Here is a 14,379-nt window from a genome sequence, read left to right as displayed (position 1 = left end):
CGCCGACGTTCCGTTTCCAACGTCGCTCTTCCTTCGGGCCAGGCCAGTGGTCCAGGACCTTTCGATAGAGTGCCTCGATCTCGGCAGCAGCCTTGTCGCTGCGATAGAACGTGGCCGTCATTTGAGAGCACGCAGCTGCAGATCCACCAGCTCGAGCAGCTTCGCTGCGTCCGATGGACTTGCGACAAGGACGATCTTGAGATGGCGGCTCGTTGGGTCGAACGCCGTACTGAGATGCAACGGCGCCGGCCGCGCCCCGTCCGTCATGCTGGCCGCATTGAGGAGCGATGCCGTCCGCTCCGCTCCCTCGGGCGAGATGTCAGCGATTTCGACGACGCACGTCGCGCGAACATCGGCCGCACCCGAACGGCCCCGCACGACCCCGCCGAACGCGTCCAGCGCGCCGCGATCGATGCGATAGGCCTTTCCGATCTTGGTCGCCGACAAGCGCCCCTCGCGAATATAGCGGAGCACGGTCTTGGGATGCAGTCCGAGCTCTTCGGCGGCCTGCTCGACCGTAGCGAGTTTGCTCGACATTGGAGCTCCTCATGATTCCCTATTTATATATGATTAGGAATTATTGAACGCAACATTGGGAGCAATGAGGACATTATGACCGCAGAGTCTGTGAAGACCCGGCTGAGGGCCGACCTGCGACATGCCCTGAAGGAGAAGGATCGGCCGAAAATCGCATTGCTTCGAAATCTCGTCGCGGCACTCGACAATGCCGAAGCGCCGCGCGCGGCCGCGGGCCCAGCGCCGGGTGAAGATTTCTGGAGCGGCGCAGCGGAAGTGGAGCGGCTCGCCCTGGGTGACCAAGAGATCCGGCGCGTCCTGGTCTCGGAAATCGAGGAGCGCGAGGATGCGGCTGCGCAATTCGAGCGCCTGGGGCAGGCTGAACGAGCCGCGGCCTTGCGCTTCGAAGCGACGCTCGCGCGGCAGTACGTCGATTCCCAAGGGACACATCCCCGATCGCACCTATGACCCGGCTCCCGCTGGCGATTTTCGCTAAGGGCTCCACCCTCACGCGAGCTAGGGTGAAGCGCCGGCGACCAGCGCCGCCCCGCCCTAGGGGCGGTCGCCCCCATCCCCTCACCGCAATGCGCCTCCCAATCATCGAACCGCTCCACCGCCGGCGCAGCCAGGGCGCGATCGAGGCCCGCGCCGAAAGCGGCAGCCACGATGACGGGCAGGAGGACGTGAACGTGGGAGGAAAGCGCTCCCGAATGCTCTCCGAACGGCCGATGGTCGCACCGACACGCTATAAGGCGCGCCTTCCCGCCTCAGATGCCGCGGGTCGCGCCGCCGTCGATGCGGATCTTGGCGCCGGTGACGTAGGAGGCCTTTTCGCTCGCGATGAAGGCGACCACGTCGGCGAATTCCTGCGGCGTGCCGTAGCGGCCGGCCGGGATCGTCGCCTTCGAGGCCTCGGCCACCTCCTCCGGCGTCTTGCCCTGGCGCTGCGCATTGGCCGCGTCGAGCTCTTCCACCCGCTCGGTCTCGATGCGCCCGGGCAGCACCACGTTCACCGTCACGCCCTGGCCGGCCACCTCGCTCGCCAGCGTCTTCGACCAGCCCACCACCGCCGAGCGGATGCCGTTCGACAGGGCAAGGCGCGGGATCGGCTGCTCGACGCCCGAGGAGGCGATGGTGACGATGCGGCCCCACTTCTTCGCCAGCATGCCGGGCAGGAGGCGCTGGGTGAGGTGGAAGAGGTTGGCCGCCATCGCCTCGAACTGCACCAGCCAGTCGGCACGCTTGGCCTCGCGCGCATCGGCCGGCGGCGGCCCGCCGGAATTGTTGACGAGGATGTCGACGCCGCCCTCCGCGATCAGCCGCTCGACAAGCGCCTCGACGCTGGCGAGGTCGGCGAGGTCGAGCCGCGCGGCGGTGACGCGCCCGCCGACCTCGGCCGGCAGGGCGCCGGCCCAGGCCCTGATCTTCTCCTCGCTGCGCGCGGCCGCGACGACGCTCGCGCCCTCTTCCGCCAGCGTGCGGGCGATCGCCGCCCCAAGGCCGCGGCTCGCCCCCAGAACCAGCGCCCGCTTGCCCTTCAGTCCAAGATCCATCAGCCCAACTCCGAGAGGCGGCGTTCCTGCCGCGCGATGAGACGCTCGATATCGGCGATATCGGCCTGCGAGAGCTTGCCGCCCGGCTTGCGCAAGGTCGCCGAGGCGATGGCGCCGCGCCGCGCCAGCACATATTTGCGGATGGCGAGGCCGAGACCCGGCTGCTGCTCGTAGCGCGCCAGCGGCAGATAGGCGTCGAACAGATCGTGCGCCCGCTCGACATTGCCGGCGGCGTGCGCCCGCCAGACGTCGACCAACATCTCCGGGTAGGCGAAGCCCGTCATCGCGCCGTCCGCCCCGCGCGACAGCTCCTCCGGCAGGAGGATTCCGCCGTTGCCGACGAGGATCGAGATGCGCCGCGTCTCGCCGCGGTCGCTTGCGGCCCTCAGGGCCGCGATTTTCGCAAGGCCCGGCCAGTCTTCGTGCTTGAGCATGACGCAGGAGGGGATGGCCCTGACGATGCGCTGAATGACACCGGGCGCAATCTGCACCCCGGTCGCCAGGGGAAAGTCCTGCAGGACGAACGGCGTCGCCGCCCCCAGCGTCTCTGCCGCCATCTCGTAGTAGTTGTAGATCTGGTCGTCGGTGCGCAGGCTCGCGGGGGGCGCCACCATGACACCGGCGGCCCCGTCGTCCATCACCTTCTCGGCGAGTTCGCGCATCGGCGCAAAGCCGGGCGCCGACACGCCGGCGACGACCGGCACCCGTCCACCCACACGCGCCAGGACGCGGCGCACGAAGCTGCGCGCTTCCTCTGCCGTGAGCTTGGGCGCCTCGCCCATCATGCCGAGCACGGTCAGGCCCGTGGCCCCGCGCTCGAGATAGAAGTCGACGGCACGATCCGTGCTGTCGAGGTCGAGCGCCCCGTCCTCAGCGAAAGGGGTGACGCCGATCACGAAGACGCCGGAGGCGCCCTCACCCAACAAAGCCATGGGAGACTCCTCTCATTCCACCGGCCGGCGTGCCGCCATATCCGGCGGCAGCAGCTTGCCCGGGTTGAAACGCCATTGCGGGTCGAGCACGGTCTTGAGCGCGCTCATCAGTTCCAGTTCGAGCGGCGACTTGCACCCGGACATCTCGCCGACGCGCAGCTGGCCGATGCCGTGCTCGGCGCTGATCGAGCCCTGATGGCGGGCAACGACGTCGTGCACGCGGCGCGTGAGAGCCGGAGCCGCGGCGGCGAAGGCTTCCTCGCTCGCAACCTCCGGCCGCAGCACGTTGTAATGGAGGTTGCCGTCGCCGAGATGCCCGAAGACGACCGGACGCGCCCCCGGCGCACTCTCCTCGACCGCCGCCCCGGCCTCGCGCACGAAGGCGGCCATCTCAGCGACCGGCACGGAGACGTCGTGCTTGGCGGCCTTGCCGGCGCGCACCAGCGCCTCCGAGATGCCCTCGCGCAGACGCCAGAAGGCGCGAGCCTGGGTGCCGTCCTGGGCGACCACCGCGTCTTCCGCGAGCCCGGCCTCGACCGCATCGACGAGCGCCGTTTCGAGCCGTTCGGCGAGAGCCGCTTCTCCATCGGTGTCCGACAGCTCCACGAGCACGGCGGCGGCGGGCAATGACCCGAAGGGCAGACGCGCGTCAGCGACATGCCGCGTGACGAGGTCGAGGCACACGTCGGTCATGAACTCGAAGGCCGTCAGGCGATCGCCGCAGCGCTCGCGCACCACCGCAAGGAGGCCGAGCGCCGCATCGAGCCCAGGCACCGCGACGAAGGCCGCCGCTCGCGCACGCGGCTCGGGAAACAGCTTCAGCACGGCGCCAGTGATGACGCCGAGGGTGCCTTCCGATCCAATGAATAGATCCCTGAGGGAATAGCCGGAGTTATCCTTGCGCAGGGCCTTCAGCCCATCCCACATGCGGCCGTCCGGCAGCACCACCTCGAGCCCGAGCGTCAGCTCGCGCATCGTGCCGTAGCGCAGCACGGCGACGCCTCCGGCGTTGGCGGCCAGATTGCCGCCGATGGTGCAGCTGCCCTCGGCGCCGAGACTCAGCGGGAAAAAGCGCCCGGCCTCGCGCGCGGCCTCCTGCACGCGGGCGAGAACGCAGCCGGCATCGACCGTGATCGTGTTGCCGATGGGATCGATCTCGCGAATGCGGTTCATCCGCGTGAGCGACAGGACCACCGCATTGCCGCTCCCGTCCGGCGTCGCGCCGCCCGAGAGGCTGGTATGCCCGCCCTGCGGCACCACGATCGCCCCCGCCTCATGGCAGGCCGCGAGCACACGGCGCACCTCCTCGCTCGAACCGGGCCGGACGACGGCGAGCGCGCTGCCGCGATATTTGCCCAGCCAGTCGGTGACATAGGGCGCCTGCTCACCGGCCGCCGTCAGCACGTGGTCGGCACCGACGACGCGGGCGAGTTCGTCGACAAGGGAGTTCATGCCGCCGCCCCGCGTCCGGTCTTGCCGGACCAGCCGAGGCACACCCGGCCGAGAGCCATCGCGACCGCGGCCTGGGTCGGCTCCACCACCGGCACGCCGAGCGCCGCCTCGAGCGGATCGCGGAAACGCGCCATGCCGGCGCAGCCCATGACGATGACGTCCGCGCCGTCCGTATCGCGCAGGACGCGCCCCACCTCGCTCATGCGGGCGAGCGTGCGCTCCTCGTCGGCGAGTTCCGTCACGCCGAGGCCGATGGCCCGGTCGCCGGCGAGGCGCGCCGAGACGCCCATGGCGCCGAAGTAGCGCAGGTGCCGCGGGATGGAGGTCGGCAGGATGGCGATGACGCCGAAGCGCTGGCCGAGCGTCAGCGCCGTGAGGACGCCGCATTCGGCGATGCCGAGCACCGGCCGGCTGCTCTGCTCGCGCAGGGCATGGAGACCGGGATCGCTGAAACAGGCGATGACGAAGGCGCCGGCCTCGTCCTCGAGCGGCGCCGCTCGCGCGAGCAGCGGCCCGACGATGCCGTCCACGTCGCGCTGGGACTGGATGCCGGCGGGCCCTTCGGCGAGCGTCAGGCAGGCGATGGCCGGCCCGTCGGTGCTGCGCAAGGGGGCCACCGCGGCATCGATGCCCTGCGTGACCGCGGTGCTGGAGTTGGGATTGATGACGTAGACGGTTCCGTGCCGTTCGCTGCTCATGGCTCTTTCTCCGGCGGCGCGGCGGCGCCTGCCTCAAGGTCTGCTTGTGTCTTGCGCGGTTCGCGGAAGCGGTCTCGCGTCGTCACGTACCAGTCGGCGCCATGCAGGCGCCCGACGAGGTCGAGCGCATCGACATCGACATGGCCCTGCTCGTCGACGAGACCGTCGCGGATCCACAGATGGACGATCTCGCCGATGACGAGCGTCCGGTGGCGCGTGCCGAGCCCGAGCGAGACCCGTTCCCGGCACTCGAACTGGACCGGAGACGCCGCAATCCGCGGGGCCGCGACGGCCCGTGAGGGCAACGTGTCGAGCCCTGCCATGGCGAGCTCCTCCACTTCGGGCGGGAAATCGATGCCGCAGACGGTCATCGCCGGCACCAGCGCCCGGTCCACGAGATTGACGACGAAACCGCCCGTCTCGCGGATGTTGCGGAGCGTGTCCTTGCTCGGCTCCTGCCCCTCCCGCCCCTCGATGCCGAGGACGACGAGCGGCGGGGCATGGCTGAAGGCGTTGAAGAAGCTGAACGGCGCCGCATTGACCCGCCCTGCCCTGTCGCAGCTCGTGACCAGCGCGATGGGGCGCGGCAGCACCGTGTTGACGAGCAGCTTGTAGAGGTCCCGTTCCGGCAGGTCGGCGGCCGCGACATCCATGACCGTCACCGGGCGAGCGCGCGGTCGAGCTCCAGGACCGCCGCCGCGAGCGCACGCGCGCCGGTGGCCGCCTGTTCGGGCTCGATCCATTCCTCCGGCGCGTGGCTGCGCCCGTCCCGGCACGGCACGAAGATCATGCCGATGGGGCCGACACGCGAGACGAACATGCCGTCATGGCCGGCCCCGCTCGGCATGACCCGATGGTTGAGACCGAGCCCGTCGGCCGCTCGCACGATCGCGGTGCGGATCGGTTCCGCGCAGGGCGTCGGCGGGACATGGCTGATGAGGGAGGACGTGGCACTGACGCCGAGCTCGGCAAGCGCCGGTGCGGCGGCGGCAAGCAGCTCCTGCGTGAAGGCCGACACGGCCAGCTCGTCGCCGGAGCGCACCTCGAGGATCATCTCGACACGGCCCGGCACGGCATTGGCGGCGTTCGGCTGATTGACGAGATAGCCGACCGTCGCGACCATCGGCTTGTCGTCGGTGCCGCCGGCGAAGGCCTTGCGATGGGCCGCATCGATGATGCGCGCCGCGCCAACGAGCGCATCGTGCCGCAGGTTCATGGGCGTCGCGCCGGCATGATCGGCCCGGCCGGACACGACGATACGCTCGCGGCGGATGCCGACGATATCGGTGACGATGCCGATGTCGCGTCCCTCGCTCTCCAACACACGGCCCTGCTCGATGTGGACCTCGAGATAGGCCGCGATCGCGCCGCGTGGGCGCGCCGCCTCAGCGAGGGCGTCGGGGCGGCCGCCCACATAGGCGAGCCCCTCGGCGAGCGTCATGCCGTCGGGCCGCGTCATCGCCAGCATGTCCTGCGTCAATGCGCCGGCAACCGCCCGGCTGCCGATGCAGGAGAGGCCGAAGTCGCTCGGCTCCTCGGCGAGGAAGTCGATGACCTCGAGCGGGTGGTCGAGGACGATGCCCTGTTCCTGCAGCGACTGGGCCACCTCGAGCCCGGCGAGCACGCCGAGCGTGCCGTCGAAGCGCCCGCCCGCCGGCACCGTGTCGGAATGCGAACCGAGAACGATCGGCACGCGCGCCGCCTCACGGCCCGGCAGATGCCCGACGAGATTGCCGCCGGCGTCGCGCGAGACCGCGAGCCCCGCGGCCGCGAACTCCTTCTCCAGCCAGGCCCGGCCTTCGAGGAATCGCGGCGTGAAGGACCGCCGCGTCCAGGGCTCCGCCTTGTCCGTGATCTCGGCGAGCGCGGCAAGCCGCGCCCACAACCGCTCGGCATTGATCTGCATGGCCGCGCCGTCAGGCCGCCGGACGCAGGAAGCGGCCGTCCCCGCCCTTGTTGCGGATGGCCGAGCCGTCCCAGACGAGCTGGCCACGCACATAGGTTGCCGCCACACGGACGGAGAATTCGCGGCCCTCGAAGGAGCTCCACTTCACGGCCGACAGGCTCTTGCCGGGGTCGTGCACGAAGCGACCTGGATCCAGCACCACGATGTCCGCATCGGCACCCTCGGCGAGCCGTCCCTTGTCGGCGAGGAGGAAGGCCTTCGCCGGCCCCTCGCAGAGCTGCTTGACGACCATCGTCGGAGAGATGCCGTGCTCCTCGCAGCCGGTCCAGAAAGCCGGCAGCAGCGTCTCGAGACCCGGCCCCCCGGACATGTTCTTGAAGATGACCGGATCGTTCTTCGTCTCGAGCCCCCAGGAGACATGGTCCGAGGAGACGAAATCGCAGTGGCCGGCCGCGATGTGCGTCCACAGCCGCTCCATCTCGGCCCTCGGGCGGATCGGCGGATAGTGCTTCGTCTTGGCTCCGAAGCGGCGCACATGCTCCTCCTCGTTCAGCATGAGGTACTGAACGCAGGTCTCCACCGTCGCCGCGTGGCCGTTGCGCTTGTACATGTTGCAGATCTCGAAGCCACGCGAGGTCGAGACGTGCACCGCATGGGCACGCGCACCTGTTTCGGCGCCGAGTTCGTAGATGCGCGCGGTGGCGAGATTCTCGACCAGCATGTTGTTGGCGCGGCCGAAGGCGTCCCAGCCGGTGTCGCCCGTCTCCATGGCGCGGGCGATGTTCTTGCGCGTCAGCTCCTGATCCTGGTTGTGCACGCCGCACAGGAGGCCGGACGGCTTCACCCGGCGGAAAGCTTCGTAGAGCGTGTCGTCGCCGATGCGCGGGAAGCGCGTGGGATTGGCCTCGAAGGTCGAGAACTTGAAGGCGCAGGCCCCCGCCTCGACGAGGCCGGGGATGGCGTCGAGCCCGTTCTCGGGCGCGATCGTCGCGTAAAGGGCGACGTCGACATGCGCTTCGCGCTCGACGACGCCCACCTTCTCGCGGAAGAGCGCCGCGCTGGTGACGGGCTCGGGCTGGTCGTAGGGCATGTCGACCATCACGGTGATGCCGCCGGCCGCCGCGGCGCGCGAGCCTGTGCCGATGCCCTCCTCGCGCCCGGCGCTGTAGCAATGCACCTGGCCGTCGATGACGCCGGGGATGATCCAGCTGTCGCCGACATCCTGTGTTTCGCGGGCCGACGGCGGCGCACCCTCACCGACACGGGCCACCTTGCCGCCGGAAACGGCAACATAGCCGCGCTCGATGACCGCATCGGCCGTGACCACCTTGCCGCGAAGCACGAGATCGAAATCGCTCATGGACCACCTGTCGTTCATGCATGCCGCGCCCGGAGGAGCGCCCTCGCCGGCAAGATAGCGGGTGAAAGCCAGAGCGAGGCATGCTAATTTTTAGGCGATCCATAACGGAGTGTTATCGGGTGAGCCTAAACCTTCGGCAGATTGAGGTTTTTCGCGCCATCATGATCACCGGCTCGATTTCGGGAGCCGCCCGCCTCCTGTCCGTGTCGCAACCGGCCATCAGCCGGCTGCTGGCCTATACGGAGGACAGGCTGAAGCTGAAGCTGTTCGAGCGCGTGAAGGGCCGCGTGCAGCCGACGCCGGAGGCGCGGCGGCTCTTTGCCGAGGTCGACCAGGTGCATCAGGGCGTCCTGCGGGTGAACGAGATCGCGGAGGAACTGCGCCGGCGCGGCACAGGCTCCGTGCGCATCGTCGCCAGCCCCAGCATCGGCCAGGCGATCGTTCCGACGGCCATTGCCCGTTTCCGCGCCAGCTATCCGGACGTGCGCATCGAGCTCGAGATTCTGACCCTGACGGATCTCGTCGCCAGGGTCGGCGCCAACCGCGTCGATCTCGGCCTGACGGTGCTGCCCGTCGACGAGCCGACGGTCTTTTCGAGCCAGATCGCCGAGGGACGGCTCATGGTCATCTGCCCGCAGGAGCACCCGCTGGCAGCGCTCAAGTCCGTCAGGGTGGCGGACCTCGCGCCATTTCCCCTGATCGGCTACGGCCCGCAGACCCCCTACGGCCTCCACGTCGAGCAGGCGCTGCGCACCAGCCGCGCGCCCGTGCGCGTCAACACGCAGGTGCGCTTCACGCCGCAGGCCTGCGCGCTCGTGCAGGCGGGTGCGGGCGTCGCCATCGTGGACGAATTCGTCCTGTCCGGTCGCACCTGGCCCGACATCGTCGCGCGCCCCCTCGTCCCGAAGACCACGATGCGCATCCATCTGCTCTCGTCCCGCCTCGAGCCCATGTCGCACATCGCCCGCACCTTCGTGCGCGACCTGCGCCAGCTCATCGGCACACCGCCGCCTGCGGCCTCGCAGGGCGAGGACTTCGATGTCGCGCACTTAACATGACGTTATGTCCTGGCGACGAATTATCATAACCACCTCATGGCTTGTCACTGATACGCTTCGAGCCATACCGGCACTGTGAGGCACGCCCTCGAATGGCCTGCCCTTTGCTTGTCGGGACACTCTCAGAGGAGCCAGGAATGAAGAAGCCAACGTTGCGGATGTTTCGCGCCGCACTCTGCGGTCTTGCGCTCGCCGCGGCCGTGCCCGCCGCCGCGCAGGATGCCGACCACCCGCAGGATCAGAAGCTGAAGGTCGCGCTCGACGTCGGCTTCGCGCCCTTCGCCTTCAAGAAGCCGAGCGGCGAGGTGACAGGCTTTGCCTATGACTTCGCCACAGCCATCGCCGAGAAGCTGGGCCGGCCGGGCGTCGAGGTCGTCGACGTCAACTATTCGGCGATCTTCGCCGGCCTCTTCTCCAAGCGCTACGAGCTGATCGCCGCGCCGACGAACATCACCAAGGAACGCGCCGAGCAGATGCTGTTCAGCGAACCCTACATGCCGACCGGCATTGGCTTCCTCGTCGAGAAGGGCAACACCGTCTCCGGGCCCGAGGACCTGAAGGGCAAGGCGATCACCGTCAACAACGGCTCGGTCTCCGACAAGTGGGCGAGCGACAACGAGGCCAAGTACGGCTTCACGATCCAGCGCTACAACAAGAACGCGGATGCAGTGCAGGCGGTGATGATCGGCCGCGCCTTCGCCAATCTCGCCGATGCGCCGGTCTCGCGCTACATCGCCACCCAGACGCCGCACGCCGAGGTGCCGTTCGTATTGTCGACCGGCCGCAACTTCGGCCTCGCCTTCCGCAAGGATGACGTCGCCTTCCGCAACAAGATCGACGAGGCCATCGAGTGCCTCAAGCAGGACGGCACGCTCGCCGCGATCCACGAGAAGTGGTTCGGCGTGAAGCCCGAAACGGAATCGTCCGCCACGGTCGCGTTTCCCGGCTACGGGGCGCCCGACTTCGAGGGCTATGACCCCACCGAGCACAAAGCGGTCTGCAACTGACGGCGGGATGACATGACGGCCACAGCAAACGGAACCGATGCCGCCCGCGACATCGTGGTCATTAAGGACCTGCGCAAGTCCTTCGGCAACGTGGAGGTCCTCAAAGGCATCGACCTTGCCGTGGCCGCCGGCGAAGCCGTCGTCATCGTCGGCTCGTCCGGCTCGGGCAAGAGCACCTGCCTCAGGTGCATCAACCGGCTGGAGGAGCCGACGGGCGGGCGCATCACCGTCGGCGGACAGGAGATCACCGGCCGCAAGGTCGACCTCAATGCCCTGCGCCGGCGCATCGGCATGGTCTTCCAGGGCATCAACCTCTATCCGCACATGACCGCGCTCGGGAACGTCACCCTCGCCATGCGCAAGGTGGCGGGCCTGTCCAAGGCTGCGGCGGAGGAGAAGGCCCGGCACCACCTCGATCTCGTCGGCCTCGCCCACAGGGCGGACGCCTATCCCGCCCAGCTCTCCGGCGGCCAGCAGCAGCGGGTGGGCATCGCGCGGGCGATGGCGCTCGAACCGCAGGTGATGCTCTTCGACGAGCCGACCTCCGCGCTCGATCCCGAGCTTGTCGGCGAGGTGCTCAACGTGATGATGCGTACCAAGCAGCTCGGCATGACGATGATCGTCGTGACGCACGAAATGCAGTTCGCCCGCGAGGTGGCGGACCGTGTCGTGTTCATGGACGAGGGCAAGGTGCTCGATGTCGGCACGCCGCACGAAATCCTGGTCGAGCCGCGCCACCAGCGCATCCGCGATTTCGTCAACCGCACCAGGACGTGACGGGCGATGGACGAGATCATCCGCTACTTCTTCGATTTCTCGCGCCTCTCGGGCTATTGGCCGGACATCCTCCACGGCTTCCTGATCACCGTCGAGATGTCGATCCTGACGGTCGCCATCGGCATCCCGCTTGGCCTCCTGCTCGCGGTGCTGCGGCTCTACGGCATCCGCCCCCTCAACGCGCTGATCATCTTCTACATCGACCTCTTCCGCTCCATCCCGCAGCTTGTCCTCATCATCCTCGCCTATTTCGCGTTGCCCTTCTCGGGCCTCGTGCTGTCGCCCTTCACGGCCACGGTGGTGGCGCTGTCGATGGTGCTCTCAGCCTTCGCCGAGGAAATCTTCTGGGCCGGCATCACCTCGGTACCGAAGGGGCAGTGGGAAGCCGGCCGCTCGACGGGGCTCGGCTTCAACCAGACGCTGGCCTATGTCGTGCTGCCGCAGGCGATCCGGCTCGGCATCCCGCCCCTCACAAATCGTGCCATCGGCATCAGCAAGGGCACCACGCTCGGCTCCGTCGTCGCGGTGCCCGAGCTTCTCAACGTCACCTCCTCCATCCAGTCGAACGTCGCCAATCCGACGGCGCTGACCGTCGGCGCCATGCTGTTCCTCGCTCTCTTCCTCCCCTTCGTGCGCTTCACACGTTGGCTGGAGCGGGCCTACGGACACCCGAGGCACTGATGCGCGATTTCACGACCACCTTCCTCAACTTCGACATCCTGCGGGAAGTCTGGCCGCTTCTCGCCGAGGGTCTGTGGCTGACGGCCACGCTGGCTCTCGTCGCGGTGCCGCTCGCGGTGCTCTGCGGGCTGCTGGTCGCCCTGGCGCAGGAAGCGAGAAGCCCTGTCCTGCGCGGCATCATCGTGGCCTATGTCGACGTCATGCGGGCCATCCCGCCGCTCGTCCTGCTCATTTTCATCTTCTACGGCCTGCCGTTCCTCGGCCTCCAGCTTGGCGAGTTTTCCGCCGCCGTCCTTGCGCTCACACTGAACGGTTCGAGCTATTTCGCCGAGATCTTCCGCGCCGGTCTCGAGTCGGTGCCGCGCGGGCAGCGAGAGGCCGCGCGCTCGACGGGCCTGACCTGGGGCCAGAGCATGACCTATGTGGTGGTGCCGCAGGGGACGCGGAACGTGCTGCCGGATCTCGTCAGCAACACCGTGGAACTGGTGAAGCAGACATCGATCGCCTCGGCGGTCGCCCTGCAGGAGCTGCTGCGTTCGGCGCAGATCGCGCAGGGCCTCACTTACAACCCGACGCCGCTCATCGCCGCGGCCATCATCTATTTCCTGATGTTCTGGCCCTTCGTGCGCCTGGTGTCCCGGCTCCAGAACAGGACCGCCGCTGCCTGACGTCGACGCGCACCGGCACCTTCGAGGTGTTATGCGCCGAGATGTCAGCGTCAGCCGCGCTCGCCATGTTCAACAAGCTGGTCGCCGAGAGCTTTACCGTGCTGCCCGTGACGGACGGGCAGTTCCGGACGGCGGCGAAGTTCGCCGATCAGCATGCTCTCGGGCTCCGCGCCGGCGATGCGCTGCATCTCGCCGTCGCATCGGAACATGGCGCCACGGTGCATACGCTCGACCCAGTGCCGTGCTCAAGGGGCTCGGTGAGGACTGATCCCAGGCTACAAGCCGGCCTTCAATTTCCAGACCTCGCTCGTCGATGCGGTGGTGCGCTGGCTCGAACGTCATCCGATTGGCTCGCACCGGCCACGCGGATGGCAATGAGCCGGCGGCGTCAGCGCTCCGGGAGGAAACGATGCTGTGGATCGGTCCGCCATCGACGCACAGCAATGCGGCGCCGCCCGACGAACTCGAGCAGAAAGGAGCCGTGAAAATCCTGGAGAAGACCAAGCCATCCGCCGCCGACCGGTCTGCGCAACCTTGACCAGCCTCAGCCGGCCGGCAGCTTGCGGTTGCATGTGACGCAAATATGTGGACTTGCGCAGATCCACGGCTCGGCAATCGAGGACTGGCTTGACCAGATACGTTCAGTTTCAAGGAATGCGCCGCGATGCTGCTGAGGCCATGGCGTGACGCCCGGTGTCATCACCCCGGGCGAAGCGGACAAGCGCACGGCTTGCCGAACCACACGTGAAGCGGCAAAGCTGCGGGAAGAGCGGCGGCCGCTTTCCGTAGGGTTGAGCATGGACGAGGCTGGATGGGTTTTCGATCTGCCGGAGCGGAGCCTCGAGAGTACCTATGATCCGGACGGCCTTGCGCGGTGCGCAGAGGGGCCGTTCACGGGACTCCTGCAGCGCGAGATCGTTCGCCCGGGAATTGCGCTGTACCGCGTCGAGGGCGTGGTAAGCCATGCTTCTCAGCTCTCGGCGCTCGGTGACGCGCCGGCAGGCCATCTCGTCCTTGGCGCCATGCTGGCCGGCGCCGGCACGATGACGGCCGAGGGTAACGAGGATGCGGTCTGGAACGATGACGGCCGGTTCTATGCCGTCAGCCTCGCCGGACGGAAGATCTCCTACCGGCTCGCAGCAGGCAAGCCGTGGCGGGCGGTCACGCTCATCCTCACGCCTGAGGCGCTTGAGGATCTCGCCATGCGCGACGGTCTTCCACCCTTGCCCCGCGCTGTCCTTGCCAACGGACTGCTGCCGGTTGCGCGAATGCAGGCTCTCGGAGCATCGCTTGCCCGCACGGCGGCGGAGATCAGCAGGCCCGCCTATGGCGGTACCATGGGCGGCCTGTGGCGCGAGGCCAAGGCGTTGGAGCTGCTGACCCATTCCCTCGATGCCCTCGCGGAGACTTCGCAGCGGCCCGAGACGCTCAGCCCGCGCGAGATCAGCCGCGTGCACGAGGCCCGGGCGCGGCTCCTGGCGAACCTCGGCTCGCCACCGCGGCTCGATGATCTCGCCGATGAGGTCGGGCTTTCGAGCAAGCGGCTCAATTCGGGTTTCCGCCAGCTCTTCGGCATGACGGTGTTCGACTATCTCCTGGAGGCGCGGCTGCGGGCGGCGCGCCGGGCCATTGAGGAGGGGCTCGACATGCCGCTGAAGCAGCTGGCCTGGAGCCTCGGCTATCGGCAGCTGTCGAATTTCGTCACCGCCTACCGCCGCCGCTTCGGCGTCTCTCCCGGTCGCCATCGCCGGACCCGCAGCGCCGACTGAGA

General features: G+C 68.3%; 16 protein-coding genes and 1 pseudogene. 9 read left to right on the top strand and 8 right to left on the bottom strand.

The window, feature by feature from the left end; translation table 11 throughout:
• Positions 1–117 precede the first annotated feature (117 nt).
• Complete coding sequence (locus tag AL346_RS15930; protein ID WP_019400909.1) at positions 118–537, bottom strand: helix-turn-helix domain-containing protein; 420 nt, start codon at positions 535–537, stop codon at positions 118–120.
• 75 nt (positions 538–612) lie between these two features.
• On the opposite strand from AL346_RS15930, the gene AL346_RS25130 reads away from it, so the two are divergent.
• Positions 613–984 carry a hypothetical protein gene (locus AL346_RS25130; protein WP_156332778.1) on the top strand — a complete coding sequence of 124 codons (372 nt, stop codon included), beginning with the start codon at positions 613–615 and terminating at the stop codon, positions 982–984.
• 299 nt (positions 985–1,283) lie between these two features.
• Here the strand turns inward: AL346_RS25130 and AL346_RS15920 are convergent, their stop codons facing one another.
• From AL346_RS15920 to AL346_RS15890, 7 genes are read right to left on the bottom strand one after another with little or no spacing between them, the layout of a single operon-like run.
• Positions 1,284–2,069, bottom strand: a complete 786-nt coding sequence (locus tag AL346_RS15920) for an SDR family oxidoreductase (RefSeq protein ID WP_053193848.1) — start codon at positions 2,067–2,069, stop codon at positions 1,284–1,286.
• Complete coding sequence (locus AL346_RS15915) at positions 2,069–3,001, bottom strand: dihydrodipicolinate synthase family protein (RefSeq protein ID WP_026015546.1); 933 nt, start codon at positions 2,999–3,001, stop codon at positions 2,069–2,071. The genes AL346_RS15920 and AL346_RS15915 overlap by 1 nt, the downstream gene beginning before the upstream one ends.
• A gap of 12 nt (positions 3,002–3,013) precedes the next feature.
• Positions 3,014–4,453 carry an FAD-binding oxidoreductase gene (locus tag AL346_RS15910; RefSeq protein ID WP_019404515.1) on the bottom strand — a complete coding sequence of 480 codons (1,440 nt, stop codon included), beginning with the start codon at positions 4,451–4,453 and terminating at the stop codon, positions 3,014–3,016.
• The gene (locus tag AL346_RS15905) at positions 4,450–5,151 is read right to left on the bottom strand and encodes an aspartate/glutamate racemase family protein (protein ID WP_019404516.1); all 702 of its coding nucleotides are present in this window, start codon (positions 5,149–5,151) and stop codon (positions 4,450–4,452) included. The genes AL346_RS15910 and AL346_RS15905 overlap by 4 nt, the downstream gene beginning before the upstream one ends.
• On the bottom strand, positions 5,148–5,804 hold the full coding sequence (locus tag AL346_RS15900; protein ID WP_019404517.1) for a flavin reductase family protein: 657 nt from the start codon (positions 5,802–5,804) through the stop codon (positions 5,148–5,150). The genes AL346_RS15905 and AL346_RS15900 overlap by 4 nt, the downstream gene beginning before the upstream one ends.
• 5 nt (positions 5,805–5,809) lie before the next feature.
• A complete protein-coding gene (locus AL346_RS15895) occupies positions 5,810–7,057 on the bottom strand; it encodes a Zn-dependent hydrolase (protein WP_053193845.1) in 1,248 nt (415 codons plus the stop codon).
• Between the two features lie 10 nt (positions 7,058–7,067).
• Positions 7,068–8,417: a dihydroorotase family protein gene (locus tag AL346_RS15890; protein WP_019404519.1), complete on the bottom strand. Its 1,350-nt coding sequence runs from the start codon at positions 8,415–8,417 to the stop codon at positions 7,068–7,070.
• Positions 8,418–8,497: 80 nt separating this feature from the next.
• Here AL346_RS15890 and AL346_RS15885 point away from each other — a divergent pair, with 80 nt between their 5' ends.
• The 8 genes and pseudogenes from AL346_RS15885 (at position 8,498) to AL346_RS15860 (ending at position 14,377) form a co-directional block, all read left to right on the top strand.
• Complete coding sequence (locus AL346_RS15885) at positions 8,498–9,475, top strand: LysR family transcriptional regulator (protein ID WP_082312541.1); 978 nt, start codon at positions 8,498–8,500, stop codon at positions 9,473–9,475.
• Between the two features lie 137 nt (positions 9,476–9,612).
• Positions 9,613–10,482, top strand: a complete 870-nt coding sequence (locus tag AL346_RS15880; protein WP_157672282.1) for an ABC transporter substrate-binding protein — start codon at positions 9,613–9,615, stop codon at positions 10,480–10,482.
• 12 nt (positions 10,483–10,494) lie between these two features.
• Positions 10,495–11,259: an amino acid ABC transporter ATP-binding protein gene (locus AL346_RS15875; RefSeq protein WP_019404522.1), complete on the top strand. Its 765-nt coding sequence runs from the start codon at positions 10,495–10,497 to the stop codon at positions 11,257–11,259.
• Between the two features lie 6 nt (positions 11,260–11,265).
• Entirely contained in the window at positions 11,266–11,940 is a 675-nt protein-coding gene (locus AL346_RS15870) for an amino acid ABC transporter permease (protein ID WP_019404523.1), read from the top strand.
• A complete protein-coding gene (locus AL346_RS15865) occupies positions 11,940–12,608 on the top strand; it encodes an amino acid ABC transporter permease (protein WP_019404524.1) in 669 nt (222 codons plus the stop codon). The genes AL346_RS15870 and AL346_RS15865 overlap by 1 nt, the downstream gene beginning before the upstream one ends.
• Positions 12,609–12,658: 50 nt before the next feature.
• A pseudogene (locus AL346_RS24770) lies at positions 12,659–12,841 on the top strand (type II toxin-antitoxin system VapC family toxin); the annotation flags it as partial.
• Between the two features lie 176 nt (positions 12,842–13,017).
• Positions 13,018–13,146, top strand: a complete 129-nt coding sequence (locus AL346_RS25835; protein WP_256374270.1) for a hypothetical protein — start codon at positions 13,018–13,020, stop codon at positions 13,144–13,146.
• A 259-nt stretch (positions 13,147–13,405) separates the two neighbouring features.
• Positions 13,406–14,377 (top strand): helix-turn-helix transcriptional regulator, encoded by a 972-nt coding sequence (locus AL346_RS15860; RefSeq protein WP_019404526.1) that lies wholly within the window; start codon positions 13,406–13,408, stop codon positions 14,375–14,377.
• The last annotated feature ends 2 nt before the right edge of the window (positions 14,378–14,379 follow it).

This window comes from Chelatococcus sp. CO-6, assembly GCF_001271345.1.
Classification (GTDB): Bacteria; Pseudomonadota; Alphaproteobacteria; order Rhizobiales; family Beijerinckiaceae; genus Chelatococcus_A; species Chelatococcus_A caeni.
The sequence above is the reverse complement of the archived record's forward strand: the minus strand, read 5'-3'. Positions and strand labels throughout refer to the sequence as shown.